The following is a 26,202-nucleotide window of genomic DNA, read 5'->3' on the forward strand; positions in this document are numbered from 1 at the left end:
GCCATTTTTATTACCAGAACTCTTACTTACGGTAAGAGTGAGCCTGGTTGTCCAGACGCTGGTTAGCGCGAGCTGCGTCGTCTTTAGCAGCCTGAACGTCGGAACGCATTGCGTTCACGTCGTTGCTCAGCTGGTCAACTTTAGCGTTCAGAGTCTGAACGTCAGAAGACAGCTGATCGATTTTAGCATTGCTGGAGCAACCAGCCAGCAGAGTAGAACCCAGGATTACCGCGCCCAGTACCAGTTTAGTACGATTCATTATTAATACCCTCTAGATTGAGTTAATCTCCATGTAGCGTTACAAGTATTACACAAAGTTTTTTGGGATGAGAATATTTTTTTTACCTGAACGCACTTATTTTTGATCGTTCGCTCAAAGAAGCATCGAATTGCTCAGAATCGCTGAAAAAGGCGAGTGAAAACAGCGCGCTTCCATCGGATTCATCTTAGATAATCCCTTATTAAATAGTAAATTCCGATTTGCATTTTTAATAGGAAGAGCTAATCAATGAATAAAAAAAAGCGCCCCGCGAGGCGCTTTATTAAAAAAAACCAATTAACCTGTAAATTATTACAGCACGTGTACGGAAGCGGTATTAGTCGTGCCGCTCGGCACTAATGCGCCGGAAACCATCACCACTACGTCGCCTTTACGCGCGAGGCCGCTCTTCAGCGCCAGGTCTTTGCCCAGATGATAGAAATCATCGGTAGAGGCAATCTCTTCCACCAGCTGCGGTACCACGCCTTTGCTCAGCACCAGCTGACGAGCGGTGGTTTCGTTGGTGGTCAGCGCCAGGATGGTGGCATCCGGGAAGTATTTGCGCACAGCGCGTGCGGATTTACCGCCCTGGGTGGCGACCACGATCAGCGGCGCTTCCAGTTTCTCAGCGGTTTCTACCGCGCCGCGGCACACCGCTTCGGTGATGCGCAGTTTACGGTTGTCGTTGTTGAAGTCCAGACGGCTGGTCATCACGCGGTCGGTACGTTCGCAAATGGTCGCCATGATGGTGACCGCTTCCAGCGGGTATTTACCTTTCGCGGATTCGCCGGACAGCATCACCGCATCGGTGCCGTCGAGGATGGCGTTAGCCACGTCGCCGGCTTCAGCGCGGGTCGGACGCGGGTTCTTGATCATGGAGTCCAGCATCTGGGTGGCGGTGATAACCACTTTACGCGCGCGGATACATTTTTCGATGATCATTTTCTGGGCGAAGATAACTTCTTCAACCGGGATCTCCACGCCCATGTCGCCACGCGCAACCATGATGCCGTCAGACGCTTCGAGGATTTCGTCGAAGTTGTTCAGGCCTTCCTGGTTTTCGATTTTGGAGATGATCTGGATGTTTTCACCGCCGTGGGCTTTCAGGTGCTCACGGATCTCGACGACGTCGGAACGTTTACGGATGAAGGAGGCCGCGACGAAGTCCACGCCCTGTTCGCAACCGAAGATCAGGTCCTGTTTGTCTTTCTCAGCCAGCGCCGGCAGGGCGATGGAGACGCCCGGCAGGTTAACGCCTTTGTTCTCGCCAAGATCGCCATTGTTCAGCACTTTACAGATAACTTTGTTGCCTTCGATAGCCGTGACTTCCATGCCGATCAGGCCATCGTCCACCAGGACGGTGTTGCCGACGGCGAGGTCGGAGGTGAAGCCTTCATAGGTTACCGCAACGATTTCGTTGTTGCCGATGACGGATTTATCGGTAGTGAAGGTGAAGGTCTGGCCTGCTTTCAGGGAGACGTCGTTGCCGCCTTCCAGCTTGATGGTACGAATTTCCGGCCCTTTGGTGTCCAGCAGAATAGCGGCTTTCTTACCGGTTTTGCTCATCACATTGCGCAGGTTCTGGATGCGCTGACCGTGTTCCGCATAGTCACCGTGGGAGAAGTTCAGACGCATCACATTCATGCCGGCTTCCAGCATTTTGGTCAGCATCTCTTCAGATTCGGTTTTCGGACCGATGGTGCAAACAATTTTGGTCTTTTTCATGACAGTTTTAGTCTTTAAGTTGTGAAGGATATGGAATTCTCGCTCCGCGGGCGCACTGCCGGGGAGCCAAACCTGTATTACGAAAGTTGCTAAGCCACGCCCTAAGGATAGGTGACAACCCTGAAGCGTGCAGAAGAATGTGTGCTGGCGGTTCAGCCCATGAAATGTGGCAAGGTGTTATGCGTTTTATCATGCAGTCCAATGCGCTGAAACCATTCAAGAAAGAATCGAAGCGCATTATACGCTGCCGAAATCAAAAAGGAAAATAAAAACCTCGTTTCAAATTATGGACAAAACGCGTAACAAAACCGGCACGTTATGCAAAAATCTACGCAACACACTTTTTCGTCACCGGCTATGAAAAAGGGTAAAAGAAATGGATTATTTCGCCATCATGAGCCGGTAAAATGCGTCATTGAACCTTTAAAGTGGCGATGGTTTGCGTTGTGCGGGAAATCTATCAATAATGATTTGATTGATAATGATAAAATACGAGCCAAATTCTATGGGAAATAAAGCGAAAGACGACGACCTGTACCAGGAAATGTGCCGCGTGGTGGGTAAAGTCGTGCTGGAAATGCGTGACCTGGGTCAGGAGCCGAAACACATTGTCATTGCCGGTGTGCTGCGCACCTCGCTGGCGAACCGCAAAATCCAGCGTTCGCCGCTCACCGTGGAGGCTATGGAGAAAGTCATTCATGCGCTTTCCGGGCACTGATCCCTTACGCCGGCGGGTCAGGAAATCACGAAGCGGATCACCGCCCTGACGGCAATGTCACAATGGTGAGCCACCATCGCTTCATCGTCGATGGCGGGTAGCGGATCGTCAAGATACAGGCTGCTGAAGGTGTAGAAGTTCGACACCTGATAAAAGCTGAAGCTGCTGATTAACCGGTGGACATCGCGCGCGTCGAGCCCCGCCTGAAAGACGCCCTGCTGCTGGCCGCGCAGTAAAATGTCTTCCAGTATCGACAGGGCGGTACGATTCAGCGGCTTCAGTTCACCCGAGCTTTTTAACCACTTGCCGCGCTGCATATTCTCCATGCAAATGACGCGCATATAGTCCGCATGGGTGGCGTGATAGCGCACGCTCCAGCGCACCAGCCGCACTAGCGCCTCCACCGGCGGCACATTCTCCAGCCCCAGCTGCTGCTCGGTTTCGCGGATCCGCGCATACACATGCTGCAGCACCTCCTGATAGAGCTGTTCTTTGCTTTTGAAGTAGTAAACCACCATGCGTTTGGTGGTCTGCGCCTCGGTGGCGATCTGCTCCATGCGGGCGCCTGACAGCCCGTGTTCAGCAAAGACAGCGATAGCGGCGCTGAAGATCCGCGCCTTCAGGGATTGTGCTTCATCATGGGCAACGACGGTCATGGCAACTCCTTTTTCTTGGGTGACAAAAAATACACATAATGATCACAATTTAGCAACCTGGTATGGCGCAAATGAACCAAATGATACATATTCAAGGCTTACGTCAGCTGTTGACCCGAGGACCTTATGCTGCGCTCTATCGCCACCGTTTCGATTTCCGGCACCCTGCCTGAGAAGCTGCACGCTATTGCGGCGGCGGGGTATCAGGGGGTGGAAATTTTCGAGAACGATCTGCTCTATTATACGGGGACGCCGGCGGAAATCCGCCAGCTTGCCGCCGATTTAGGGTTAAAAATCACGCTTTTTCAACCCTTTCGCGATTTTGAAGGCTCCAGTCGGGCGCAGTTTGCGGCGAATATGGCCCGCGCTCGGCGCAAGTTTGCTCTGATGCGCGAGCTGGGCTGCGAGACGCTGCTGCTGTGCAGCAATGTGCAGCCGGACTGCTCGGCGGATAGCGAATTGCAGGTCGCGGACCTGCGGGCGCTGGCCACGCTGGCGGAAGAGGAGGGGATCGCTATCGGCTATGAGGCCCTGGCCTGGGGAACCCATGTGAACCGCTGGCAGCAGGCCTGGGAGCGGGTGCGGCGGGTGGACAGCCCGGCGTTGGGCCTGGTGCTCGACAGCTTCCATATTCTGGCCCGCGGCGACACGCTGGACGCGCTACCGTCGGTGCCGGTGGAGAAAATCACCTTTGTACAGCTCGCCGATGCGCCGTATATGAAAATGGATTTGCTGGAGTGGAGCCGCCACTTCCGCTGCTTTCCCGGACAGGGGGAGCTGCCGCTGGAGGCATTTGCCGAGCAGATCACCCGCTGTGGCTACCGCGGCCCCTGGTCGCTGGAGATCTTCAATGACGGTTTTCGCGCCTCGCCGAACGGTGCGACGGCCAAAGATGGTTATCGTTCGCTGCTGTGGCTGGAGGAGCAAACCCGCCGTCGGCTCCCGACGTGCGATGCCGATCTGTTTTCACCGCCGCCGCTGCCGGTCTATCACGGGCTGGAGTTTATCGAGTTTGCCGCCAGCGCCGCCGAGGCGCAGCGCCTGGGGCAACATCTGCAGGCGCTGGGTTTTCAGCACGAGGGAAGCCACCGCTCCAGACAGGTGACGCTGTGGCGCAACGGCGGGGCGCGGATCGTCATCAACCATCAGCCGCACAGCTGGGCCGACCATTTTTATCAACGCCACGGGGTATCGCTCTGCGCGATGGCGCTGCGGGTCGAGCACAGCGCGTCGCTTGTCGCCCGCGCCCGCGCGCTGGGGTATGCCACCTGGCAGGGCGACGCCGGGCCGAACGAAACGCCGATCCCGGCGATCTGCGCCCCCGACGGCAGCCTTATCTATCTCATCGACGCCGGGGAGGCTATCTACGAGCGCGATTTTCATCTGCGTGATGGCGTGACGGTGCGCGAGGATTATCTCGGTATCGATCATCTGGCGCTGGGAATGGAGGCCGACAGCCGCGATAACTGGGTGATGTTCTTCCGTACGGTGTTTGGTTTTTCCCTTGAGCATGAGCAGACGCTGCCGGACCCGTATGGACTGGTGCGCAGCCTGGCGGTGCGCAGCCCGCAGGGCGATATCCGTCTGGCGCTGAATATTTCGCAGAGCCGGGCGACGCAGATCGCCCGCTCCGTCGCTTGCTACCAGGGGGCGGGGCTGCAGCATGCCGCCTTTGCCTGCCGCGATCTGCCGGCCGCCTGCGACCAGCTTGCCGAGGTTGCCCGCCATACGCTGCCGATCCCGGCCAATTATTATGACGATCTGCTGGCGCGCTTTGGCGGCGAGCTGGACGTCGGGCAGCTTCAGCGCCAGCAGCTCCTCTATGACCGCGATCCGCAGGGGGGAGATTTCCTGCATCTTTACACCCGGCCGTTTACCGCCGGCCGCTTTTTCTTTGAGTTAACCGAGCGCCGGGCTGGCTATGCGCTCTATGGCGCAGCGAATGCGGCCGTCCGTCTGGCGGCGATGCAGTATTGTTAGCCTGAATCAAATGGTTCATTATGCGTTAAACACAATAACAACACCCTCTGTACCCGAGACAGGAACCGACTATGAGCTCATATAGCCCTAACCCGACGGCTGCCGCCCAGCCAGCCGTCACCGTGCGCCGCTCCCGGCGGCGTATCGGCATTCTTGCGCTGTTGGCCATTGGCACCATGATCAACTATCTCGATCGCACCGTACTGGGGATCGCCGCCCCAAAGCTCACCGCTGAGCTGGGGATCGACCCGGCGATCATGGGAATCCTCTTCTCCGCCTTCGCCTGGACCTATGCTCTGGCGCAGATCCCCGGCGGATTGTTTCTCGACCGCTTTGGCAACAAAGTGACCTACTTTTTGTCACTGACCCTGTGGTCGCTGTTTACCCTGTTCCATGGCATGGCGGTGGGGCTGAAGACGCTGCTGCTGTGCCGCTTCGGGCTCGGCATTAGCGAAGCGCCGTGCTTTCCGGTCAGCAGCCGGGTGGTCAGCGCCTGGTTCCCACAGCAGGAGCGGGCGAAGGCCACGGCGGTGTACACCGTGGGGGAGTATCTCGGGCTGGCCTGCTTTGCGCCGCTGCTGTTCTGGATCATGGACGGTTTCGGCTGGCGGGTGCTGTTCGTCAGCGTTGGCGCCGTCGGCATTCTGTTTGCCCTGGTGTGGTGGCGCTGCTACCGCGAACCGCATGAAGATCCGCGCCTTAGCCAGCAGGAGCGCGAGCATATCGAAAACGGCGGCGGCCTCAGCGCCCCGACCGACCAGCAGGTGGCGTTCAGCTGGCCGCTGGTCCGCCAGCTGCTGAGCAAACGGCAGATCATCGGCGCCAGTATCGGCCAGTTTGCCGGCAATACCGTGCTGGTGTTCTTTCTCACCTGGTTCCCCACCTGGCTGGCCACCGAGCGGCATATGCCCTGGCTGAAGGTTGGCTTCTTCTCCATCCTGCCGTTTGTCGCCGCCGCCGGCGGGGTGATGTTTGGCGGCTGGCTCTCCGACAAACTGCTCAAGGCCACCGGGTCGGCCAACCTCGGTCGTAAGCTGCCGATCGTCGCCGGCCTGCTGATGGCCAGCTGCATCATTACCGCCAACTGGCTGGAGAGCGACCTGGCGGTGATCCTGGTGATGTCGTTTGCCTTTTTTGGCCAGGGGATGGTGGGTCTCGGCTGGACGCTGATCTCCGATATCGCCCCGAAGGGGCTGGGCGGCCTGACCGGCGGCCTGTTTAACTTCTGCGCCAACCTCGCGGGGATCCTCACCCCGCTGGTGATCGGCTTTATCGTTGCCGGGTTCGGCAATTTCTTCTACGCCTTAATCTACATCGGCGGCGCCGCGCTGTTGGGCGTGGTGGCCTATCTGTTTATCCTCGGCGACGTCAAACGTATCGAGTTATCGCAGTAAGCAAAGGAGCAAGGCATGGTGATTAGTGGGAATACGCGGCTGATAGCGCACCTTGGCTATCCGACCGCCAGTTTTAAGGCGCCGATGATCTACAACCCGTGGTTCGTTGACCAGCAGGTGGACGTGAAGGTGGTGCCGATGGGGGTCAGGCCGGAGGACTACGCCGCGTTTATTCCGCCGCTGTTTACGATGACCAACATCATCGGCGCGCTGGTGACGATGCCGCATAAAATCGCCACCTGCGATCTGGTGCAGCGCCTGAGCCCGACGGCGGCCATCGCTGGCGCCTGCAATGCCATCCGCCGCGAGGCTGACGGTAGCCTGAGCGGAGACATGTTCGATGGCGAGGGATTTGTGCTGGGCCTGCGTCGTAAAGGGTTTAACCCGCAGGGGACGCGGGCGCTGGTGGTTGGCAGCGGCGGGGTGGGATCGGCTATCGCCGCCTCCCTCGCGGCGGCGGGGGTCAGCGCCCTGACCCTGTACGATACCCGGCCCAAGGTGGCGCACGCCCTCGCCGGGCGGCTGCATCAGCACTATCCGCAGCTCGATATCACCCTGATGCAGCCCGATCCTGCCGGGCACGAGCTGGTGGTCAATGCCACCCCGCTGGGGATGAAGGCCAGCGATCCGCTGCCGCTGGACGTCGACCGTCTGGCGCCTGGCGCCTGGGTGGGGGAAGTCGTCATGACTCAGGAGTACACCCCGCTGCTGAGGGCCGCTCAGGCACGACAGTGCCACATCCAGCGCGGGACCGACATGCTGTTTGAAATGATCCCTGCCTATCTGCGCTTTTTTGACCTACCGGTAGCCACCCCCGAGCAGCTGCGGGCGCTGGCAGAAATTCGCTACTGACGCGACGGCAAACCGGGTAATATAGCGCTATATTATCCGGTTTATAGCGATATCCTATGGCAAATACCACTCTCACGCTGCTGGCGGCGGGAAGCCTGAGAAGCGCCTTCCTGCCGCTGGTCGCGCACTTTCGGCAGCACACTGGCCTGGCGGTCGATGCGCAGTTTGGCCCTGCCGGCCTGCTGCGCGAGCGGATCGAAGCCGGGGCGCCATGCGCGGTTTTTGCTTCCGCCAATGCGGCGCACCCGCAGGCGCTGCTGCAGGCGGGTCTGGCGCAGGAATGCCAGGGATTTGCCAGCAACCAGCTGATGCTGACCGCCCGGCGGTCGCCGGACAACGATGGCCTGGACTGGCTGGCGCTGCTCAGCACGCCCCGCCTGCGGTTGGCGACCTCCACGCCGGGCTGCGATCCGTCGGGAGATTATACCTGGCAGCTGTTCGCCCGAATTGAGGCACGCTATCCAGGGTTGGGCAACGCGATGGCCGGGCGGGCGCAGCAGCTGGTCGGCGGCAGAGACTCACTGAGCGTGCCGCCGGGAGAGATAGCCGGCGCGTGGCTTATTCGTCAGAATCTGGCGGATCTGTTTATCGGCTATGCTCACTATGGCCCCGCGCTGGCCACCTGCGACGTTCTGCGTACCCTGACCATCCCGGCGCCGTGGAATATTCGCTGCGATTACCAGCTGGCGCGTCTCAGGGCCGATCCCGCCGCGCTGGCCCTGTATCGCTTTATCCTCGGCGACGTTGGCCAGGGGTATCTCCGGCAGGCGGGTTTTATGCCGTTCAGCGACGCAGCGTAAACCCCGGCGCCAGCAGAGGGAACGCGGAGGCGGCATGGCGGATCAGGCGTACCGGCAGGCCGTACGCTTGCCGGAGATGCGTTTCGCTCAGCACGTCGGCGGTCTCGCCCGCCAGCCACCGGCCCTCCGGCAGCAGAAGCAGCGTATGGCTGGCCACCTGTAGAGCGTGGTTGGGATCATGGGTGGTGAACAGGACGGTGCGCGCCTGGCGGTGGGCGAGGTCGCCGATCAGCTGCAGCACCACCTGCTGGTTACCAAGGTCCAGCGCCGAGCAGGGCTCATCCAGCAGGATATTCTGGCTGGCGCTGACCAGCGCGCGGGCAATCAATACCAGCTGCTGCTGGCCGCCGGAGAGGGCGCCGAAGTCATCTTCGGCCAGGGCGGCAATCCCCAGCTGCGCCAGCGCCTGCTCAACCCGCCGGGCATCCTCCTCGTCCGGCTGGGCAAAGAGATCCACGTGACGGGCCCGGCCCATCAGCACCACATCGCTCACGCGCCAGCGAAAAGCGGGACGAAACGACTGCGGAACCAGGGCCACGCCGCCCTCGCACTGCATCTCGCCGCCCAGCGGCGGCAGCACGCCGGTCAGGGTATCCAGCAGGGTACTTTTTCCCCGGCCATTGGCTCCCAGTACCGCCCAGATCTCACCGGGCCGGCAGGCCAGCGTGAGCGGGGCGAAGAGCGGCTGACGGTGGCCGTAGCGTAGCGCTTGCAGCGATAATGAGCTGTTCATCAGGTCGTACTCCGGCGTCGGGATTGCACCAGCAACACGGTAAACAGCGGCGCCCCGAGCAGGGCAGTGATGATCCCGATCGGGATCTCCGCCTGGGTCAGCGTGCGCGCCAGATCGTCCACCACCAGCATCAGCGCGGCGCCGAGCCAGAAGGCGGTGGGCAGCAGGCGACGATGGTCAGCCCCTACCAGCAGACGGGCGAGGTGCGGGACCACCAGACCCATCCAGGCGATGCTGCCGCTGACCGCCACCTGGGCTGCCACCAGCACCGCGCAGCAAACCAGCACGCCGCGACGCAGCGCGGCCACCGGAACGCCAAGACTGCGGGCATCCCGTTCCTCCAGGGCCAGCAGGTTGATACGCCAGCGCAGCTTCCACAGCACCCCGGCGGCAAGCGCCAGGGGCAGGGACATAAGCAGTACCTTATGCCAGCTGGCGGTCGCGAAGCTGCCGAGCAGCCAGAAAACGATGTTCGGTAACGTCTCTTCGCTGTCGGCGAGGTACTGCATCAGGCTGACCAGCGCGGCGAAGAAGCCGCTGAGAATGATCCCGGACAGAATCAGCCCCAGCGTGCTGTCCCGCCCCTGCAGGGCGGCGAGGGCGTAAATCAGCCCCAGCGCGACGAGGCCGAAGAAAAAGGTCGAGGCCATCATCAGCAGACTGCCGACGCCCAACAGGATCGCCAGCGTGCCGCCGAAGGCGGAGCCGGCGGTCACCCCGATGATGTGCGGGTCCACCAGCGGGTTCTGGAACACGCCCTGCAAGGTGGCGCCGCACAGCCCCAGCGCGCCCCCGGCCAGCAGGGCCATCACCACGCGCGGCAGGCGAACCGACCAGACGATCTGCCCGATCACCCCTTCTCCTGGCGGCAGATGGACCAGGGTGTGGCCAACGGCGCTCAGGCTTAACGGGTACTGGCCGAAACAGAGCGAGGCGACCGCGATCGCCAGCGTCGCCAGCGCCAGGCTTCCCTGCACCAGCCAGGGCTGAGAGTTAGCGGGCATCTGGCGTCCACGCCACGCGGTAAAAACGCTGATAATAATCCCTGGCTTTACTGTCCACATCGATGCTCTGGTAGCGCGCAGGATAGAGTTTTTTCGCCATCCACAGCTCACCCAGCGCCAGGGCCTCCGGCATCGGGTAACCCCAGGCTTTGGCATACTCCGGCATCAGCCACACGCGGTGATGTTTCACCGCATCGATCGTCTGCCACTGCGGGTCGTTCTCTATCTGTTTGACCACCTGCGGATAACGGTCCTGGACGAAGATCACCTGGGGGTTCCACTCCAGCACCTGCTCCAGCGACACCTGGCGGGCGCCTTTTACGCTGGCGGCCGCCACGTTCAGCGCCCCGGCGTGCGCCATCATCAGCCCGGTGTATTTGCCAGCGCCATAGGTATTCAGATCGGGGTTGGCCATGTACACCCGCACCCGCTGGTTCGGTGGAATATCGGCCACCGGCGCATTGGCTTGCTTGCGCGCCTCGAAGGTGTAGTGAATCAGCGCCTCGGCCTCGGGCTGGCGTTCGACCACCTCGCCGATAAGGCGGATCCCCTCCATCAGCCCGGCGTTATAGGCCTGCTCTTCGTCAGCCATGGTGGGGTTCATTTTATTTTTTTCCCCGGCGGCATCGTGACGCAGCGAGATGGCCACCACCGGGATCCCGGCCTGTTGGATCTGCGCGATCATCGCCGGCGGCGCATAGTTGGCGACGAAAACCACCTGCGGACGCAGCGCCAACAGGCTTTCAATATTGACCTGGGTGAGATCGCCCGGGGTCGCCAGTTGCCCGATCTCGGGCATAAAGCGGGCGAACTGCGGCCCGAGCTGTTTCTGCCAGCTGCTTAAGACGCCGACGATATCCTCGGCGGCATGCAGTTGTACCAGCAGGTTGAGCGTCTGATGCTGCAGAACCACAACGCGGGTGACGTGGTCGGGGAGGGTGACCTGGCGACCCAACTGGTCGGTGACGGTGCGGTCGGCGAAGGTCTGGCCGGTGAACAGGCTGGCGCTGAGCAGCGTCAGGCCCAGCAGTAAGGGGTGTTTTGACATGGTGTGGCCCGAATGGCGTGAAAATTCGTTGTGTATTAAATTATATAACGAAGCCGGGCGCAATGGTTGATCGCATTTATCCTCATCACGATCAGGGCATTTCGTACCACACTTCTTCCTCTTCCATGCGGGCTTCTATCTGCCTCGCCACCCTCTGCAGCGCAGGGAGATGCTTCTGCGCCGCCTGCTCAATGGTCATCGCGCTGGCGATATAGACCAGGTTCAGGCAGCCGATAACCCGCTGCTGACTGCAGACCGGCACGGCGATCGAGGCGATTTTCTCCTCCTGCCGCCAGCCGCGGAAGTTTTCGCCATAGCCGTTCTGGCGGGTGCGGGCGAGGATCGCCGCCAGCCGTTCCGGTTCGCGGGCCAGCTGATACTCAGCTTCCGGACGGGCGGCCAGCATGCTGACGACGGCGTCGCGTTCCGCGTCGGGGGCAAAGGCCAGCCACGTCAGTCCGGAGGCGGTGAGCAGCAGCGGCAGCCGCCGTCCGACCATCGCGCGGTGAAACGACAGTCGGCTGAAGCGGTGGGTAGTCTCGCGCACCACCATGGCGTCGACGTCGAGGGTGGTGATGTCCGTTGGCCACTGCACCTCGCGCAGCAGCTCGCCGAGCAGCGGCGTGGCGAGGGCGGAAATCCAATGTTCGTCACGAAATCCATCGCTCAGCTGGCGGACGTTAATGGTCAACCGGAAGCTGTCATCGGAGCGGCTGCGGCGGACAAAACCCTCCTCCTGTAGCGTCTCCAGCAGCCGGCGCACGGTGGTGCGATGCAGGCCGCTAAACTCCGCCAGCAGGCCCGGCGTCGCGCCGCCGTCGAATTTATTTAACAATTTTAATAACAATAAACCCCGGCTTAATCCGCGCACCGTTTTGTACGCTGCGGACTCATCGTCACGCATAAATCCTCCATTAAAATGCTTTAAAAACAGTTTTGTGCACCTGGTGCACATTCGATGATGTTTTGATTGTAGCCGAAAACCCCCGCCCTATACTCAGCCCATTATAAAAATACGTTTACACATGATTAACAAATTGCCTGTCAGCCGGGCAGTTTCCGAGTCGTGAGGTCGCTGAGAATGACAACATCTACACCCGATATTCAACCCGCCGTGCAGCATACCGCTCAGGTCGCCATCGTTGGCGCCGGTCCGGTTGGTCTGATGATGGCCAACTACCTTGGCCAGATGGGCATCAGCGTGCTGGTGGTGGAAAAGCTCGCCACACTGATCGATTACCCGCGGGCCATCGGCATTGACGATGAATCCCTGCGGGCGATGCAGGCGGTGGGGCTGGTGAATGACGTGCTGCCGCATACCACGCCGTGGCACGCCATGCGTTTTCTCACCCCAAAAGGCCGCTGCTTTGCCGATATCCAGCCGATGACCGATGAGTTTGGCTGGTCGCGGCGCAACGCCTTCATTCAGCCGCAGGTCGATGCGGTGATGTATCACGGTCTGCAGCGTTTCCCGCAGGTCCGCTGCCTCTTCTCCCGCGAAGTGGAAGCCTTTAGCCAGACCGGTGACAGTGTCACGTTAAATCTTAAAGGACCGGACGGCGAACGGGAGACGGTGCGCGCGGACTGGCTGGTGGCCTGCGACGGCGGCGCCAGCTTTATTCGTCGTACGCTGAACATCCCCTTCGAAGGTAAGACCGCGCCGAATCAGTGGATCGTCATCGATATCGCTAACGACCCGCTGGCCACCCCGCACGTTTACCTGTGCTGCGACCCGGTGCGACCCTACGTTTCCGCCGCGCTGCCCCACGGCGTGCGCCGCTTTGAATTTATGGTGATGCCCGGAGAAACCGAAGCCCAGCTCAGCGAGCCGCACAATATGCGCCGTCTGCTGAGCAAAGTGCTGCCGGACCCGGACCGCGTCGAGCTGATCCGCCAGCGGGTCTATACGCATAACGCCCGCCTTGCCGAGCGCTTTCGCATTAACCGGGTGCTGCTGGCCGGCGATGCGGCGCACATCATGCCGGTCTGGCAGGGCCAGGGATATAACAGCGGCATGCGCGACGCCTTCAACCTGGCGTGGAAGCTGGCGCTGGTGGTCAATGGCAAAGCGGGAGAGACGCTGCTCGACAGCTACCAGCAGGAGCGCCGCGACCACGCGAAAGCGATGATTGATCTGTCGGTCACCGCCGGCTACGTGCTGGCGCCGCCGAAGCGCTGGCAGGGGGCCGTGCGCGACGGTCTCTCCTGGCTGCTAAATTACCTGCCGCCGGTGAAACGCTACTTCCTCGAGATGCGCTTTAAGCCGATGCCGCAGTACCGCGAGGGGGCGCTGCTGACCGACGGCGCCGGCAAGACCTCGCCGGTGGGCAAAATGTTTATTCAACCGCAGGTGACGCTGGAGAGCGGCGAGAGCGTGCTGCTCGACGAGGTTATCGGGGCGAATTTCGCCATTATCGGCTGGGGCTGCAACCCGCAGTGGGGGCTCGACGCCGGGCAGATCGCCCGCTGGCGCGCGATTGGCGTGCGCTTTATCCAGGTGGTGCCCGAGGTGCAGATCCACCGCGAGCAGGATAACGCCCCCGGCACGCTGCGGGTGGGCGATACGCAAAACCGCCTCAAAAGCTGGTTTGCACTGCATAACACCGCCATCGCCGTGGTCAGGCCGGACCGCTTTGTCGCCGCTCTCGCCATCCCGCAAACCCTCGGCGCGCAGCTGACCGCTCTGGCGGAAAAAATGACCCTCGCAACCGGCGATACCGCCCACGCTGAAGAGAAGGTGGCCTGATATGCATGCCTATTTGCACTGTCTCTCCCACACTCCGCTGGTGGGATTCGTGGACCCGGAGCAGGCGGTCCTCGATGAAGTGAACCGGGTGATTGCCGACGCCCGGCGGCGGATCGCTGAATTCGATCCAGAGCTGGTGGTGCTCTTCGCCCCCGATCACTACAACGGTTTTTTCTATGACGTGATGCCGCCGTTCTGCCTCGGCATCGGCGCCACCGCGATTGGCGACTTCGCCAGCGCCGCCGGCGACCTGCCGGTGCCCGCCGAGCTGGCGGAAGCCTGCGCCCACGCCATCCTCAACAGCGGTATCGACCTGGCGGTGTCGTACAACATGCAGGTGGACCATGGCTTCGCCCAGCCGCTGGAGTTTCTGCTGGGTGGCCTGGACAGCGTGCCGGTGCTGCCGGTGTTTATTAACGGCGTCGCCGCGCCGCTGCCGGGTTTTCAACGCACCCGGCTGCTGGGCGAGGCGATGGGCCGCTTTCTCAATACCCTCAATAAGCGGGTGCTGATCCTCGGCTCGGGCGGACTCTCGCACCAGCCGCCGGTGCCGGAGCTGGCGAAGGCCGACGCCCATCTGCGCGATCGCCTGCTCGGCGGCGGAAAACAGCTGCCGCCGGACGAACGCGAACGGCGCCAGCAGCGGGTGATCAATGCCGCCCGACGGTTTACCGAAGACCCGCACTCGCTCCATCCCCTCAACCCGGTCTGGGACAACCGCTTTATGAGCCTGCTGGAGCAGGGGCGGCTGAGCGAACTGGACGCGATCGGCAATGACGAGCTGTCGGCGATGGCCGGGAAATCGACGCACGAAATTAAGACCTGGGTGGCCGCTTTTGCCGCGCTATCCGCTTTTGGCCGCTGGCGCAGTGAAGGCCGCTATTACCGGCCGATCCCCGAGTGGATCGCCGGATTCGGCTCGCTGAGCGCCACCACCGAGATTTGATTAACCGGGAGACTAACATGAGCTATCAACCGCAAACCGAAGCCGCCACCAGCCGATTCCTCAATGTCGACGAGGGGGGCCGCACGCTGCGTATCCATATCAATGACTGCGGCGACGGGAAAGAGACCGTGGTCATGCTGCACGGCTCCGGGCCGGGGGCCACCGGTTGGGCCAACTTCAGCCGCAATATTGACCCGCTGGTCGAGGCGGGCTATCGCGTGCTGCTCCTCGACTGTCCGGGGTGGGGCAAAAGCGATGCTATCGTCAACAGCGGCTCGCGTTCGGATCTCAACGCCCGCATTCTGAAAAGCGTGGTCGATCAGCTGGGGATCGATAAAGTCCATCTGCTGGGCAACTCGATGGGCGGCCATAGCGCGGTGGCCTTCACCCTGAGCTGGCCGGAGCGGGTGGCTAAGCTGGTGCTGATGGGCGGGGGGACCGGCGGCATGAGCCTGTTCACGCCGATGCCGACCGAGGGCATCAAGCTGCTGAACGCCCTGTACCGCGAGCCGACCATTGAAAACCTCAAAAAGATGATGAGCATCTTCGTCTTCGACACCCGCGACCTCACCGAGGCGCTGTTCGAGGCGCGTCTCAACAATATGCTGTCACGCCGCGACCATCTGGACAACTTCGTCAAGAGCCTGGAAGCCAACCCGAAGCAGTTTCCTGACTTTGGCCCGCGGCTGGGCGAAATCAGCGCGCCAACTCTGATCGTCTGGGGACGCAATGACCGCTTCGTGCCGATGGACGCCGGGTTGCGCCTGCTCGCCGGGATCGCCGGTTCGGAACTGCATATTTACCGCGACTGCGGCCACTGGGCGCAGTGGGAACATGCCGACAGTTTTAATCAGCTGGTGCTCAATTTCCTCGCACGGGCTTAAGGAGTAAATGATGACTTTTTCTCTTGACGCGCTGGCCCGGCAGCTGCGCGACGCGGAACAGAGCGGCCAGGCGATCGCCCCGCTGCGCGATATTCTCGGCGTCGACAATGCCGACGCCGCCTATGCCATCCAGCGTCTGAACGTCCAGCACCACGTGGCCCATGGCCGGCGGGTGGTGGGCCGCAAAGTGGGCCTGACCCATCCCAAAGTGCAGCAGCAGCTGGGCGTCAATCAGCCGGACTTCGGCACCCTGTTTGCCGACATGTGCTACGGCGACAACGCCGAGGTGCCGTTTGGCCGCGTGCTGCAGCCGAAGGTGGAGGCCGAGATCGCCCTGGTGCTGAAGCAGGATCTGCCGCATGCCGATACCACTTTTGATGAACTGTATAACGCCATCGAATGGGTATTGCCGGCGCTGGAGGTGGTGGGCAGCCGGATTCGCGACTGGTCAATCGGCTTTGTCGACACCGTCGCCGATAACGCCTCCTGCGGCCTGTACGTCATTGGCGGCCCGGCGCAGCGTCCGGCGGGACTGGATCTGAAGCAGTGCGCCATGCACATGACCCGCAACCAGGAGCTGGTCTCCAGCGGCCGCGGCAGCGAGTGTTTGGGGCATCCGCTGAACGCCGCAGTCTGGCTGGCGCGCAAGCTGGCGAGTCTCGGCGAACCGCTGCGGGCCGGGGATATCGTGCTGACCGGGGCGTTAGGCCCGATGGTGACGATTAACGAGGGGGACAGCTTTGTCGCCCATATCGAAGGTATTGGCTCAGTCGCGGCACGCTTCGTTGCCGCCGGAGAAGGAGATCGTGATGCGTAAACGTAAAGTCGCCATTATCGGCTCCGGGAATATCGGCACCGATTTAATGATTAAAATCCTGCGCCACGGCCAGCATCTGGAGATGGCGGTGATGGTCGGCATCGACCCGCAGTCGGATGGCCTGGCCCGCGCCCGGCGCCTGGGCGTTGCGACCACTCACGAAGGGGTGGGCGGCCTGATGCAGATGGCGGAATTTGCCGACATCGATTTTGTTTTTGACGCCACCAGCGCCGGGGCGCACATCAAAAACGATGCCGCGCTGCGCGAAGCGAAGCCGGGGATCCGCGTTATCGACCTGACGCCGGCGGCGATTGGCCCGTACTGCGTACCGGTGGTCAACCTCGCGGACAATCTCCATCAGGGCAACGTCAATATGGTGACCTGCGGCGGGCAAGCGACCATCCCGATGATCGCCGCGGTCTCGCGAGTGGCGAAGGTGCATTACGCGGAGATTGTGGCCTCGATCGCCAGCCAATCCGCCGGGCCGGGCACGCGGGCCAATATTGACGAATTCACCGAAACCACCTCGCAGGCGATTGAAAAAGTCGGTGGGGCGGGCAAGGGCAAAGCGATTATTGTACTGAACCCTGCGGAGCCGCCGCTGATGATGCGCGATACCGTCTACATCCTGAGCGAGCTGGCGTCGCAGGAGGCGATTGCCGCCTCGATCGCCGAAATGGCGGCAGCGGTGCAGGCTTACGTCCCGGGCTACCGGCTGAAGCAGCAGGTTCAGTTTGAGGTTATCCCCGAGGACAGGCCGGTCAACCTGCCCGGCGTCGGCTGTTTTTCCGGCCTGAAAACCGCGGTGTACCTCGAAGTGGAAGGGGCGGCGCACTATCTGCCAGCGTACGCGGGCAACCTCGATATTATGACCTCGGCGGCGCTGGCGACGGCGGAGCAAATGGCCGGGGCAATGCACAGCGCGGCGGGAGCGACAGCATGAACGGTAAAAAACTTTATATCTCGGACGTGACGCTGCGCGATGGTATGCACGCCATTCGTCACCAGTATTCCCTGGCGCAGGTGCAGCAGATCGCCAGCGCGCTGGATAAGGCCGGGGTCGACTCCATCGAAGTGGCCCATGGCGATGGCCTGCAGGGATCCAGCTTCAACTATGGCTTTGGCGCCCACAGCGACATCGCCTGGATTGAAGCGGCAGCGGATGTCGTGAGCCAGGCGAAAATCGCCACCTTACTGCTGCCGGGCATCGGCACGCTGCACGATCTGAAAGCAGCGTATCAGGCCGGGGCGCGGGTGGTGCGGGTCGCCACCCACTGCAGCGAAGCGGACGTCGCCGCGCAGCATATTGCCTTTGCCCGCGAGCTGGGGATGGACACCGTCGGTTTTCTGATGATGAGCCATATGATCTCCCCGCAGGCGCTGGCGCAGCAGGCGCTGAAGATGGAATCTTATGGCGCGACCTGTATCTATGTGGTGGATTCCGGCGGGGCGATGAACATGAACGACATTCGCGACCGCTTCCGCGCCCTGAAGGCGGTGCTGAAGCCGGAGACCGCCACCGGGATGCATGCCCATCATAATCTGAGCCTCGGGGTGGCGAACTCGATCGTCGCGGTGGAAGAGGGGTGCGATCGCATTGACGCCAGCCTGGCCGGGATGGGGGCGGGGGCGGGCAATGCGCCGCTGGAGGTGTTTATTGCCGCCGCCGACAAGCTCGGCTGGCAGCATGGCACCGATCTCTACGCCCTGATGAACGCGGCCGATGAGCTGGTGCGGCCGCTGCAGGATCGCCCGGTGCGTGTCGACCGCGAAACGCTGGCGCTGGGCTACGCCGGAGTCTACTCCAGCTTCCTGCGCCACAGCGAAGCGGCGGCCAAGCGCTATGGCCTCAGCGCGGTGGATATTCTCGTCGAGCTGGGCAAGCGGCGGATGGTCGGCGGCCAGGAGGATATGATCGTCGACGTCGCGCTGGATCTGCTTAACCGCAATAAATAACTAAGAACGTGCGGCTGACAAAGCATCAGCCGCCAGTCACCTGCTCCGTTTGTTCGGCTATCGCCAAGGTACCCTATGACCAAGATAACGACTGCAACCCCCTCGCGCCTGGTGGTCACCATCGGGCTCTGTTTTATGGTGGCCCTGATGGAAGGGCTGGATCTGCAGGCGGCGGGGATCGCCGCCGTCGGCATGGCGCAGGCCTTTGCGCTGGATAAAATGCAGATGGGCTGGATCTTCAGCGCCGGGATCCTCGGCCTGCTGCCCGGCGCGCTGGTGGGCGGCATGCTGGCGGACCGCCACGGGCGTAAGCGCATTCTGTTGGGGTCGGTGCTGCTGTTTGGCCTGTTCTCGCTGGCCACCGCGCTGGCATGGAGCTTCCCGACGCTGCTGCTGGCGCGCCTGCTCACCGGCGTCGGGCTCGGGGCGGCATTGCCGAACCTGATTGCCTTAACCTCGGAAGCCGCTGGCTCACGTTTCCGCGGCCGGGCGGTAAGCCTGATGTACTGCGGCGTACCCATTGGCGCCGCGCTGGCGGCAGCGCTGGGCTTTTCCGGTCTCGCCGCGGCCTGGCAGATTATTTTCTGGATTGGCGGCGTGGTCCCGCTGCTGCTGATCCCGTTGCTGATGCGCTGGCTGCCGGAGTCGCAGGCGTTTCAGCGCGCGGAGGCCAGCGTGCCGCTGCGCACCCTGTTTGCCCCGGGCCAGGCCGCCGCTACGCTGCTGTTGTGGCTGGGTTATTTTTTCACCCTGCTGGTGGTCTATATGCTGATCAACTGGCTGCCGATGCTGCTGGTGGGCCAGGGATTCCGCGCCAGCCAGGCGGCGGGGGTGATGTTCTCTCTGCAGATCGGCGCCGCCTGCGGCACGCTGCTGCTGGGGGCGCTAATGGATAAGCTCACCCCGCTGCGGATGTCGCTCCTGATCTACAGCGGCATTCTGGCGTCGCTGCTGGCGCTGGGCAGCGCGTCGTCGCTGACTGGCATGCTGCTGGCGGGGTTTGTCGCCGGGCTGTTCGCCACCGGCGGACAAAGTGTGCTTTACGCTCTGGCGCCGCTTTTTTATCCCGCGGCCATCCGCGCCACCGGGGTGGGCACCGCCGTGGCGGTGGGGCGTCTTGGGGCGATGAGCGGCCCGCTGCTGGCCGGCAAGATGCTGGCCCTCGGCACCGGCGCCGTCGGGGTGATGGCGGCCTCGGCGCCGGGCATTGTGCTGGCCGGCGTGGCGGTGTTCTGGCTGATGCATCGCCAGCAGCGCGCGGCCATGGTCTGATATGCATCCGGCGGTCTGGTAAAAAAATGCCGGGCCGCCGCCTTGCCTGTCCGCGTCCCCTGGCCTAAGGTAAGACATCATTCCCTGACGCTTATCGTCCCTATGGCTTACACCTCCCGTTTGCTCAATGCGATCCCTGGCATCCGCCACGCTTTTCTTGATGTCCATGAAACCGCCGCCTTTCCCTATGCCGAGCTGGCTCCGGTGAAGCTGGTGCATGGTAATGAGGTTCATCATTATCAGCAGCCGCTGCCGACGCGCCCGCACGCCGACGCGGTGTTTACCGCGGTAGCCGGGCAAAAGGTGGGGGTGGTGACCGCCGACTGTCTGCCGCTGCTGATCGCCTCGCGCGACGGTCGCTACGTCTGCAGCGTGCATGCCGGCTGGCAGGGGCTGGTCAGCGGTATTGTCGACAACAGTCTGGCCTGTTTTCGCCAGCAGGGGGTGGCATTGGCCGATCTGGTCATCGCCGTGGGGCCGTATATTCACCCCTGCTGTTACGAAGTCTCCGCCGGATTCTATCAGCAACTGCTGGACCAGCCCGGCGGTGACCGGGTGGCCCGCCATCGCCAGCGGCTGTTCCATTCCCGTTCGGGCCCGGTCAGCGATCCGCTCAAAGCCGCCGCGCGTGGCAGCGATAATCTGTGGTTTGATCTGCGCGCCTTTGCCGAAGCGCTCTTCGCAGAGGCGGGGGTGGTGCCGGCGAGCGTTGAATGGCTGGGGAGTTGTACCTACTGCACCCCGCAGTCGCTGGGCTCCTACCGGCGCCGGACCCATTTTCCGGCGCCGAAGAGCTTTCAGTATTCGTGGATCATGCGCGAAGCCTGAGGCGGGCTCGCGCTAGAGCACCCGAAAACCGTGGGTGCCGTCGCGGGCCAGCTGATCCACCAGGCCATACTCCCACTCCAGATAGGCCTGCATGGCCTGGGCGGAATTATCGGTTCCTTCGTACGGACGACGATAGCGGTCACGGCGCTCGACGGCGAGGCCGCTGTCGCCATGCGCCAGCGGCAGACCGGCGGCGATCCACGCCAGCGTCCCGCCGGTAAGCAACTGCACCGGTTTACCGGTCAAGGCCGCCACCTCCGGCACCGCGTAGCGGGCCAGCAGACTGCTGCCGCAGGTCACCACGTAACGTTGGGCGGGAGGGATTGCTTCCAGGGCCTGGCGCAGCTGCGAGCGCGTTAGCCACCACGCGCCGGGGATATGGCGAGCGACAAAGTTGGCGCTGGTGGTAAAATCGAGCACCACCGTACCGGGTTCTTCCAGCTGTTGCGCCAGCTGCGTCGGGCTTATCTCCTCCGCCTGCGGGCCGGGCGGCACCTCGGCGGCAGGCACCCCGCGTTCGCTCAACTGGCTGGTCGACAGCGCGCTCAGCCGCGCCGTCTCCCAGCCCATCTGCGCCAGCCACGAGCCGGTTATCGCCGCCCGGATGCCATCGTCATCCAGCAGCACAATGCGCGCCCCTCGTACGCTGGCGAAGTGGTCGGTCTCCTGCACCAGCTGGCCGCCTGGCGCGCTCAGGCTGCCGGGATAGTGACCCGCCGCGTACTCTTCGGGGCTGCGGACATCAAACAGGAAGGTGGTGCGGTCGCTCTGCTGCTGCCAGCGTTGCAGCGTGGCCTCATCGATGACCGCCACCCCGGCCCGTTCGGCAAAATGCGCCACCTCAGCGGCCCGGGCGCCGGAGGCGCGGGCGGAGGGATCGTATTGCCGCTGTTGCTGGTGCGCCAGCGTCTGGCCGGCCAGCGTCCAGCCGATAGTGCCATTGCGCAGGGCATGGACCGGGTTTGGCACGCCGGCGTTGATCAGCGACTGGGTGCCGATGATGCTGCGGGTGCGTCCGGCGCAGTTGACGATAACCGGCGTCTGCGGGGAGGGCGTCAGGCTCTCTACCCGCAGGGCCAGCTCGCCGCCGGGCACGCTGATGCTGCCGGGGATGCTCATGGTCTGGTACTCATCGAAGCGCCGGGCGTCGACGATCACCACCTCCTGCCGGCTGTCGATGAGCGCCTGAACCTCCTGGGCGCTGAGCGACGGTGTGTGACGCACGCTTTCCACCAGCTCGCCAAAGGCTTTACTGGCGGAGTTGACGTCCTGAAACAGCTCGCCGCCGCTGCGGCGCCAGCCGGCGAGACCCTCGGCCAGCAGGGCCACATCCTGATAGCCCCAGGACCGCAGCCGTTCGATGGCGATCTCCGCCAGACCCTCGCCGTTGTCGTAGACGGTGAGCGGGGTGGTGAAGCGCGGTATCCGCCGGCGGACCTCCAGCTCCAGTTTGCTGAGCGGCAGATTGACGGCAAACAGCGGATGAGCGGTGGCGAAATCGGCCTCTTCACGGACGTCGATCAGCGCCAGTTCACGACGGTCGAGCAGCGCCTGGCGGATCCCGGCGGCCTGGCGATAAGCGTAGGTGGACATAGTGGTTATCCTTGATGTTCGCGGGAGGAATCCCAGATATTGGGTAAATGGCGGTTAGAGTAGCCGGAGATAAACGGTTTCTGCTGCCCTTCCGGGGTATACACGGCGCGCTTCACCGCGCCGATATTGCCGCCGTAGACATGAATGCTGATGGAGACGCGATCCGCCAGCGCATTGCTGACGCGATGAATATCGCCATCGTCAGCGGAGACTTTCTCCACCTGGCCTGCTTCCAGAAGCGTGGCGGCGCCCAGCGCGCGCGGTATGCCATCGGCATCCAGCTGGTAACGCTGGTTTTCCTCCGCGCCGCGCAGCATCCCAATGGCCCCCCACACCCGGTGATCATGGATCGGCGTCGCTTGCCCCGGTCCCCAGACGAAGCTGACAATCGAGAAGCGCTCCCCGGAGTCGGCATGCAGCAGATACTGCTGATAATGGTGCGGATGCGGCAGGGTGTACTCTTCCGGCAGCCAGTCGTCGTAACGCACCAGCGCCGCCAGCCGCTGCGCCACGGCGTCAAGCAGCGGGGCGGTCTGGTGGTGTTCGCGGTGCAGGCGGTCTACCTCATGAATGAAATGGCGTAATTTTTCCAGTCGTGGTGCAGTCATGTGCGGTTCCTGTCAGAGGGACTGGTCAAAACGCTAACAGAGGCGTTAATATTATTTAAATGCAATTTACGCATATATTAATATGCAAATTTAACATAAGGATCCTATGCGCATTGACGATATCGACGCTTTGCTGGCCACGGTGCAGTTTTCCTCCCTCAATCAGGCCGCGGAATATCTGGGGATCACCCAGTCGGCCATCACCCGGCGCCTGCAGCGTCTGGAACAGGAGCTGAACGTCACGCTGTTAGAGCGCCAGACCCGCCCGCTGACCCTGACCGCCGCCGGACACCGGGTGTACGAGCAGTGTCTGAGCATTAAGCGTGAGACGAAAAAACTCTACAGCCTGTTGGATCCGGAAGGCGAGCCGCGCGGCGCGCTGCGTCTCGGCGTGCCGCAGAGTCTCAGCGAGATTGCCCTGCCGGCGGCGCTGTCGGCGCTGAGCCAGCAGTTTCCCGGACTGTCGCCGCAGATCACCTGCGGCTGGAGCGGACAGCTGCAGCGCCGGCTGGAAAACGGCGAGCTGGACGGCATGCTGGCGATGGGGCCCGCCCAGCAAAGCTTCGCCGAGGGCTACAGCGGGCGCCTGCTGTGTCCCCTGGAGGTGGTGCCGATCGTCGGCCGGCGTTTGAATTTGCGCGCGTCATCCCTGCGGGAGTGCGCCGAACGGGGCTGGATCCTTAACCCCGACGGCTGTGGCCTGCGCGCCGGGCTCATTCGCGAGCTGCAGAGCCAGGGATTGCGGTTGACGCTCAACGTCGAGAGCGCGGGCGCGCAGCTGCAGATAGCGCTGGTGGCGCAGGGGCTGGGGCTGGGTCTGGTGCCGAGGGCGGCGCTGGCCAGCAGCCCGTGGCGGGACGAGGTCGCGGTCCTCAGCCTCAGCGATTTTCAGCCTGCGGTCTCACTGTGGCTGATCCACGCCCAGTATCTGGCGAACCTGCAGCCGCCGCTGGCCTTTTTTGCCAGCAAAGTGATGCAGCAGCTGACCGTATCCGACTGAAAGCAAAATGCATTTTTGTTTAATGCTAATTAAGCATATTAAGATATGATAAAAATGCATTTTGCTCATTAACACGCTCTGTATAGGGTAATGACCAGCGCCGCTGTCGCGGCCACTCCATTACCCTGACGCAAGGAGTTGTTCATGAGCATTCAGTTTCTCGGCATGATTGGCCACCGCCTCTCTTCCGAAACGATTGCCCCGGTGGGGCCGATCTTTGACCGCGACTATATCGTTCGCTTTGCGCAAACCCATGAAGCCGCCGGGTTTGATCGTCTGCTGGTCGGCCACTGGTCCGATCAACCCGACGGCTTTCTGGTGACGGCCCTGGCGGGACTGTCGACGCAGAAAATTCAGTACCTGCTGGCCCATCGTCCCGGTTTTGTTTCCCCAACCCTTGCCGCGCGCAAATTCGCTACCCTTGAGCACCTGCTGGGGGGCCGCTTGGCGGTGCATATCATCAGCGGCGGCAACGATGCCGAGCAGCGCCGGGATGGCGATTATCTCGACCACGACCAGCGCTACGCCCGCACCGACGCCTTCCTCGACACCGTGCGCCAGGTGTGGACCAGCGAGCAGCCGGTGGATATTCACAACGATTTCTATCAGGCCGAGCAGGCCTGGTCCGCCATTCGCCCGCTGCAAAAGCCGCATCTTCCCATCTACTTCGGCGGCTCGTCGGAAGCGGCCATCGCCGTCGCCGGCAAACATGCCGACGTCTTCGCGCTGTGGGGCGAGTCGCTGGCGCAAACCGGCGAGACCATCCAGCGGGTGCGCGCCGAAGCGGCGAAACACCAGCGTGATATCGGCTTCAGCGTCTCGTTCCGGCCGATTATCGCCGACAGCGAAGCCGAAGCCTGGGAGAAAGCCGAGCATATCCTGCACGTCGCCACCGAGCAGGCGGCGCAGCGCGGAGGCGGGTTCAAAGCCAAACCGGACAGCATCGGCGCCCAGCGGCTGCGGGCTACTGCGGCGCAGGGCAGAGTGGTGGACAAACGTCTGTGGACCGGCATCGCCCAGCTGGTGGGCGGCGGACATAACTCCACCGCGCTGGTGGGCACCCCGGAGCAGGTGGCGGATGCGCTGCTCGATTACTACGACCTCGGGGTGCGTAACTTCCTGATCCGCGGCTTCGATCCGCTGAACGACGCGGCCGACTATGGCCGGGCGCTGCTGCCGATCGCCCGGGAAAAAGCCGCCCGGCGTGCAGTGGCGGAGCGCGCATCGTGATCCATCCTGAGCGCGACGACTGGGCCCGGCAGCTGACGGCGCTTCGCCAGCAGATGGCGGAGCAGGCGGCCAGCCTTGACGCCAGCGGCGAGTTTCCCTGGCGTAATATCGACCATCTGCGTGCGGGGGGCTGGTTAAGTCTCGCCGTGCCGCCATCCTGCGGCGGCGCGGGCGCCAGTCTGGCCCAGCTGCAGCAGGTCATCGCCGCCATCGCCTGGGGAGAGCCGGCGACAGCGCTGATCGTCTGCATGCAGTATCTCCACCATTTGCGGCTGGCGGAAAATGACGCCTGGCACGCGCCGCTGCGCCAGCAGGTTTTTCACGATGCTGTCGAACACGGTGGCCTCATCAACAGCCTGCGCGTCGAGCCGGAGCTGGGCTCCCCGGCGCGGGGCGGCCTGCCGGACACCGTGGCGACCCGTCGCGCGGAGGGCTGGGACATCAGCGGCCATAAAATTTATACCACCGGCATTGAAGGGCTGCGCTGGCTGGCGGTGTGGGCCAGAAGCGATGATAACCCGCCGCTGGTGGGCACCTGGCTGGTGCCTGGCGACAGCCCGGGCATCAGCGTGGTGAAAAGCTGGGATCACGCCGGGATGCGGGCCACCGGCAGCCATGAAGTTATTTTTAACCACGTGCGGGTGGCGGCAGAGCACGCGGTGGATGTCTGGCCGACCGATGCGCCACCCGCCGCCCAGGCCGAACCGTTTCGCCTGTTCGCCAACCGGCAGACAGCGCTGCTGGCGGCGATCTATGACAGCATTGCCCACGCCGCTCACGACTGGCTGGTGAGGTGGCTGGCGGGGCGGGTGCCCGCCGGTCTCGGCCATCCGCTCTCTCGTCTGCCACGGGTGCAGGAGAAAGTCGGGCAGATCGCCGGGCTGCTGCTGGTCAACCGCAGCCTGCTGGAGCAGGCCGCCGCGCTGCGCTTTTCCGCCATTGAGGCCAATCTGGCGAAAGTCACCATCACCGACAACGCCATTCAGGCGGTGAATATCGCGCTCGAGCTGACCGGCAATCATGGTCTCAGCCGACAAAACCCGCTGGAACGCCACTACCGCAATGTGCTCTGCGGACGGGTACATACCCCACAGAGCGACAGCGCCTGGCTGGCAGCCGGCAACTTCGTCTTTCAATCACAAGGATAATCACG

The 26,202-nt window shown here is 62.6% G+C and carries 26 protein-coding genes and 1 pseudogene; 18 read left to right on the forward strand and 9 right to left on the reverse strand.

The features are described 5' to 3' along the window. Positions 1 to 22: 22 nt before the first annotated feature. Positions 23 to 259 carry a major outer membrane lipoprotein gene (locus OHJ17_RS10500; RefSeq protein ID WP_002908860.1) on the reverse strand — a complete coding sequence of 79 codons (237 nt, stop codon included), beginning with the start codon at positions 257 to 259 and terminating at the stop codon, positions 23 to 25. Between the two features lie 312 nt (positions 260 to 571). After that, positions 572 to 1,984, reverse strand: a complete 1,413-nt coding sequence (pykF, locus tag OHJ17_RS10505; RefSeq protein WP_002908859.1) for a pyruvate kinase PykF — start codon at positions 1,982 to 1,984, stop codon at positions 572 to 574. 137 nt (positions 1,985 to 2,121) lie between these two features. On the opposite strand from pykF, the gene OHJ17_RS10510 reads away from it, so the two are divergent. From OHJ17_RS10510 to fumD, 3 genes are all read left to right on the forward strand, one after another. Next, complete coding sequence (locus OHJ17_RS10510) at positions 2,122 to 2,253, forward strand: hypothetical protein (protein WP_004217210.1); 132 nt, start codon at positions 2,122 to 2,124, stop codon at positions 2,251 to 2,253. 88 nt (positions 2,254 to 2,341) lie between these two features. After that, complete coding sequence (locus OHJ17_RS10515; RefSeq protein ID WP_004143246.1) at positions 2,342 to 2,500, forward strand: hypothetical protein; 159 nt, start codon at positions 2,342 to 2,344, stop codon at positions 2,498 to 2,500. Next, positions 2,490 to 2,702: a fumarate hydratase FumD gene (fumD, locus tag OHJ17_RS10520; protein WP_004180357.1), complete on the forward strand. Its 213-nt coding sequence runs from the start codon at positions 2,490 to 2,492 to the stop codon at positions 2,700 to 2,702. The genes OHJ17_RS10515 and fumD overlap by 11 nt, the downstream gene beginning before the upstream one ends. 17 nt (positions 2,703 to 2,719) lie before the next feature. On the opposite strand, the gene OHJ17_RS10525 is transcribed toward fumD, so the two are convergent. Beyond that, positions 2,720 to 3,358 carry a TetR/AcrR family transcriptional regulator gene (locus tag OHJ17_RS10525; RefSeq protein WP_002908844.1) on the reverse strand — a complete coding sequence of 213 codons (639 nt, stop codon included), beginning with the start codon at positions 3,356 to 3,358 and terminating at the stop codon, positions 2,720 to 2,722. A 126-nt stretch (positions 3,359 to 3,484) separates the two neighbouring features. Here OHJ17_RS10525 and OHJ17_RS10530 point away from each other — a divergent pair, with 126 nt between their 5' ends. From OHJ17_RS10530 to OHJ17_RS10545, 4 genes are all read left to right on the forward strand, one after another. Beyond that, positions 3,485 to 5,338, forward strand: a complete 1,854-nt coding sequence (locus tag OHJ17_RS10530) for a bifunctional sugar phosphate isomerase/epimerase/4-hydroxyphenylpyruvate dioxygenase family protein (RefSeq protein ID WP_023278900.1) — start codon at positions 3,485 to 3,487, stop codon at positions 5,336 to 5,338. Between the two features lie 71 nt (positions 5,339 to 5,409). Beyond that, positions 5,410 to 6,732 (forward strand): MFS transporter, encoded by a 1,323-nt coding sequence (locus tag OHJ17_RS10535; RefSeq protein ID WP_114505171.1) that lies wholly within the window; start codon positions 5,410 to 5,412, stop codon positions 6,730 to 6,732. Between the two features lie 15 nt (positions 6,733 to 6,747). Beyond that, positions 6,748 to 7,584 (forward strand): shikimate dehydrogenase family protein, encoded by an 837-nt coding sequence (locus OHJ17_RS10540; protein ID WP_039818276.1) that lies wholly within the window; start codon positions 6,748 to 6,750, stop codon positions 7,582 to 7,584. Between the two features lie 56 nt (positions 7,585 to 7,640). After that, the gene (locus OHJ17_RS10545; RefSeq protein WP_039818277.1) at positions 7,641 to 8,384 is read left to right on the forward strand and encodes a substrate-binding domain-containing protein; all 744 of its coding nucleotides are present in this window, start codon (positions 7,641 to 7,643) and stop codon (positions 8,382 to 8,384) included. Here the strand turns inward: OHJ17_RS10545 and OHJ17_RS10550 are convergent. The 4 genes from OHJ17_RS10550 to OHJ17_RS10565 form a co-directional block, all read right to left on the reverse strand. Then, on the reverse strand, positions 8,368 to 9,117 hold the full coding sequence (locus tag OHJ17_RS10550; RefSeq protein WP_004151841.1) for an ABC transporter ATP-binding protein: 750 nt from the start codon (positions 9,115 to 9,117) through the stop codon (positions 8,368 to 8,370). The genes OHJ17_RS10545 and OHJ17_RS10550 overlap by 17 nt on opposite strands. Next, entirely contained in the window at positions 9,117 to 10,121 is a 1,005-nt protein-coding gene (locus tag OHJ17_RS10555; RefSeq protein WP_039818278.1) for a FecCD family ABC transporter permease, read from the reverse strand. The genes OHJ17_RS10550 and OHJ17_RS10555 overlap by 1 nt, the downstream gene beginning before the upstream one ends. Beyond that, entirely contained in the window at positions 10,111 to 11,169 is a 1,059-nt protein-coding gene (locus OHJ17_RS10560) for an ABC transporter substrate-binding protein (RefSeq protein WP_032412477.1), read from the reverse strand. The genes OHJ17_RS10555 and OHJ17_RS10560 overlap by 11 nt, the downstream gene beginning before the upstream one ends. Before the next feature lie 91 nt (positions 11,170 to 11,260). Continuing rightward, entirely contained in the window at positions 11,261 to 12,073 is an 813-nt protein-coding gene (locus tag OHJ17_RS10565) for a DNA-binding transcriptional regulator (protein WP_004184404.1), read from the reverse strand. Positions 12,074 to 12,250: 177 nt separating this feature from the next. Here OHJ17_RS10565 and OHJ17_RS10570 point away from each other — a divergent pair, with 177 nt between their 5' ends. The 8 genes from OHJ17_RS10570 to OHJ17_RS10605 all read left to right on the forward strand — a co-directional run bounded on the left by OHJ17_RS10570 (position 12,251) and on the right by OHJ17_RS10605 (position 20,618). Continuing rightward, positions 12,251 to 13,915, forward strand: a complete 1,665-nt coding sequence (locus tag OHJ17_RS10570; protein WP_039818280.1) for a bifunctional 3-(3-hydroxy-phenyl)propionate/3-hydroxycinnamic acid hydroxylase — start codon at positions 12,251 to 12,253, stop codon at positions 13,913 to 13,915. A 1-nt stretch (position 13,916) separates the two neighbouring features. After that, a complete protein-coding gene (gene mhpB, locus OHJ17_RS10575; RefSeq protein WP_039818281.1) occupies positions 13,917 to 14,861 on the forward strand; it encodes a 2,3-dihydroxyphenylpropionate/2,3-dihydroxicinnamic acid 1,2-dioxygenase in 945 nt (314 codons plus the stop codon). Between the two features lie 17 nt (positions 14,862 to 14,878). After that, a complete protein-coding gene (gene mhpC / locus OHJ17_RS10580; RefSeq protein WP_004151837.1) occupies positions 14,879 to 15,745 on the forward strand; it encodes a 2-hydroxy-6-oxonona-2,4-dienedioate hydrolase in 867 nt (288 codons plus the stop codon). A 10-nt stretch (positions 15,746 to 15,755) separates the two neighbouring features. Continuing rightward, positions 15,756 to 16,562, forward strand: a complete 807-nt coding sequence (gene mhpD, locus OHJ17_RS10585; RefSeq protein WP_002908598.1) for a 2-keto-4-pentenoate hydratase — start codon at positions 15,756 to 15,758, stop codon at positions 16,560 to 16,562. Continuing rightward, the gene (gene mhpF, locus OHJ17_RS10590; RefSeq protein ID WP_004189514.1) at positions 16,555 to 17,505 is read left to right on the forward strand and encodes an acetaldehyde dehydrogenase; all 951 of its coding nucleotides are present in this window, start codon (positions 16,555 to 16,557) and stop codon (positions 17,503 to 17,505) included. The genes mhpD and mhpF overlap by 8 nt, the downstream gene beginning before the upstream one ends. Next, a complete protein-coding gene (gene mhpE, locus OHJ17_RS10595; RefSeq protein ID WP_004180340.1) occupies positions 17,502 to 18,518 on the forward strand; it encodes a 4-hydroxy-2-oxovalerate aldolase in 1,017 nt (338 codons plus the stop codon). The genes mhpF and mhpE overlap by 4 nt, the downstream gene beginning before the upstream one ends. A gap of 75 nt (positions 18,519 to 18,593) precedes the next feature. After that, complete coding sequence (gene mhpT, locus OHJ17_RS10600) at positions 18,594 to 19,790, forward strand: 3-(3-hydroxy-phenyl)propionate transporter MhpT (RefSeq protein WP_023282706.1); 1,197 nt, start codon at positions 18,594 to 18,596, stop codon at positions 19,788 to 19,790. Between the two features lie 102 nt (positions 19,791 to 19,892). Continuing rightward, on the forward strand, positions 19,893 to 20,618 hold the full coding sequence (locus OHJ17_RS10605) for a purine nucleoside phosphorylase YfiH/LACC1 family protein (protein ID WP_039818286.1): 726 nt from the start codon (positions 19,893 to 19,895) through the stop codon (positions 20,616 to 20,618). A 12-nt stretch (positions 20,619 to 20,630) separates the two neighbouring features. Here OHJ17_RS10605 and OHJ17_RS10610 read toward each other — a convergent pair whose 3' ends face one another. Beyond that, complete coding sequence (locus OHJ17_RS10610) at positions 20,631 to 22,211, reverse strand: rhodanese homology domain-containing protein (protein WP_039818288.1); 1,581 nt, start codon at positions 22,209 to 22,211, stop codon at positions 20,631 to 20,633. Positions 22,212 to 22,216: 5 nt separating this feature from the next. Then, entirely contained in the window at positions 22,217 to 22,819 is a 603-nt protein-coding gene (locus OHJ17_RS10615; RefSeq protein ID WP_002908526.1) for a cysteine dioxygenase family protein, read from the reverse strand. 106 nt (positions 22,820 to 22,925) lie between these two features. On the opposite strand from OHJ17_RS10615, the gene OHJ17_RS10620 reads away from it, so the two are divergent. From OHJ17_RS10620 to OHJ17_RS10630, 3 genes and pseudogenes are all read left to right on the forward strand, one after another. Continuing rightward, on the forward strand, positions 22,926 to 23,819 hold the full coding sequence (locus tag OHJ17_RS10620) for a LysR family transcriptional regulator (protein ID WP_004180333.1): 894 nt from the start codon (positions 22,926 to 22,928) through the stop codon (positions 23,817 to 23,819). Positions 23,820 to 23,963: 144 nt separating this feature from the next. Continuing rightward, positions 23,964 to 25,059: pseudogene (locus OHJ17_RS10625) on the forward strand (LLM class flavin-dependent oxidoreductase). Next, the gene (locus OHJ17_RS10630; protein WP_004151831.1) at positions 25,046 to 26,197 is read left to right on the forward strand and encodes an acyl-CoA dehydrogenase family protein; all 1,152 of its coding nucleotides are present in this window, start codon (positions 25,046 to 25,048) and stop codon (positions 26,195 to 26,197) included. The pseudogene OHJ17_RS10625 and the gene OHJ17_RS10630 overlap by 14 nt, the downstream one beginning before the upstream one ends. The last annotated feature ends 5 nt before the right edge of the window (positions 26,198 to 26,202 follow it).

It is taken from the genome of Klebsiella sp. KP20-425-1 (assembly GCF_025813515.1).
In the GTDB taxonomy this organism is placed as follows: Bacteria; Pseudomonadota; Gammaproteobacteria; order Enterobacterales; family Enterobacteriaceae; genus Klebsiella; species Klebsiella pneumoniae.

Coding starts and splice junctions, on each gene's coding strand:
- mhpD (WP_002908598.1), top strand. CDS start 15,756: ATGACTTTTTCTCTTGACGCGCTGGCCCGGCAGCTGCGCGACGCGGAA.
- fumD (WP_004180357.1), top strand. CDS start 2,490: ATGGGAAATAAAGCGAAAGACGACGACCTGTACCAGGAAATGTGCCGC.
- mhpF (WP_004189514.1), top strand. CDS start 16,555: ATGCGTAAACGTAAAGTCGCCATTATCGGCTCCGGGAATATCGGCACC.
- OHJ17_RS10525 (WP_002908844.1), bottom strand. CDS start 3,358: ATGACCGTCGTTGCCCATGATGAAGCACAATCCCTGAAGGCGCGGATC.
- OHJ17_RS10535 (WP_114505171.1), top strand. CDS start 5,410: ATGAGCTCATATAGCCCTAACCCGACGGCTGCCGCCCAGCCAGCCGTC.
- OHJ17_RS10610 (WP_039818288.1), bottom strand. CDS start 22,211: ATGTCCACCTACGCTTATCGCCAGGCCGCCGGGATCCGCCAGGCGCTG.
- OHJ17_RS10540 (WP_039818276.1), top strand. CDS start 6,748: ATGGTGATTAGTGGGAATACGCGGCTGATAGCGCACCTTGGCTATCCG.
- OHJ17_RS10615 (WP_002908526.1), bottom strand. CDS start 22,819: ATGACTGCACCACGACTGGAAAAATTACGCCATTTCATTCATGAGGTA.
- OHJ17_RS10515 (WP_004143246.1), top strand. CDS start 2,342: ATGAAAAAGGGTAAAAGAAATGGATTATTTCGCCATCATGAGCCGGTA.
- OHJ17_RS10605 (WP_039818286.1), top strand. CDS start 19,893: ATGGCTTACACCTCCCGTTTGCTCAATGCGATCCCTGGCATCCGCCAC.
- mhpC (WP_004151837.1), top strand. CDS start 14,879: ATGAGCTATCAACCGCAAACCGAAGCCGCCACCAGCCGATTCCTCAAT.
- OHJ17_RS10555 (WP_039818278.1), bottom strand. CDS start 10,121: ATGCCCGCTAACTCTCAGCCCTGGCTGGTGCAGGGAAGCCTGGCGCTG.
- OHJ17_RS10510 (WP_004217210.1), top strand. CDS start 2,122: ATGTGTGCTGGCGGTTCAGCCCATGAAATGTGGCAAGGTGTTATGCGT.
- pykF (WP_002908859.1), bottom strand. CDS start 1,984: ATGAAAAAGACCAAAATTGTTTGCACCATCGGTCCGAAAACCGAATCT.
- OHJ17_RS10560 (WP_032412477.1), bottom strand. CDS start 11,169: ATGTCAAAACACCCCTTACTGCTGGGCCTGACGCTGCTCAGCGCCAGC.
- OHJ17_RS10500 (WP_002908860.1), bottom strand. CDS start 259: ATGAATCGTACTAAACTGGTACTGGGCGCGGTAATCCTGGGTTCTACT.
- OHJ17_RS10620 (WP_004180333.1), top strand. CDS start 22,926: ATGCGCATTGACGATATCGACGCTTTGCTGGCCACGGTGCAGTTTTCC.
- OHJ17_RS10545 (WP_039818277.1), top strand. CDS start 7,641: ATGGCAAATACCACTCTCACGCTGCTGGCGGCGGGAAGCCTGAGAAGC.
- mhpE (WP_004180340.1), top strand. CDS start 17,502: ATGAACGGTAAAAAACTTTATATCTCGGACGTGACGCTGCGCGATGGT.
- OHJ17_RS10570 (WP_039818280.1), top strand. CDS start 12,251: ATGACAACATCTACACCCGATATTCAACCCGCCGTGCAGCATACCGCT.
- OHJ17_RS10565 (WP_004184404.1), bottom strand. CDS start 12,073: ATGCGTGACGATGAGTCCGCAGCGTACAAAACGGTGCGCGGATTAAGC.
- OHJ17_RS10530 (WP_023278900.1), top strand. CDS start 3,485: ATGCTGCGCTCTATCGCCACCGTTTCGATTTCCGGCACCCTGCCTGAG.
- OHJ17_RS10550 (WP_004151841.1), bottom strand. CDS start 9,117: ATGAACAGCTCATTATCGCTGCAAGCGCTACGCTACGGCCACCGTCAG.
- mhpB (WP_039818281.1), top strand. CDS start 13,917: ATGCATGCCTATTTGCACTGTCTCTCCCACACTCCGCTGGTGGGATTC.
- mhpT (WP_023282706.1), top strand. CDS start 18,594: ATGACCAAGATAACGACTGCAACCCCCTCGCGCCTGGTGGTCACCATC.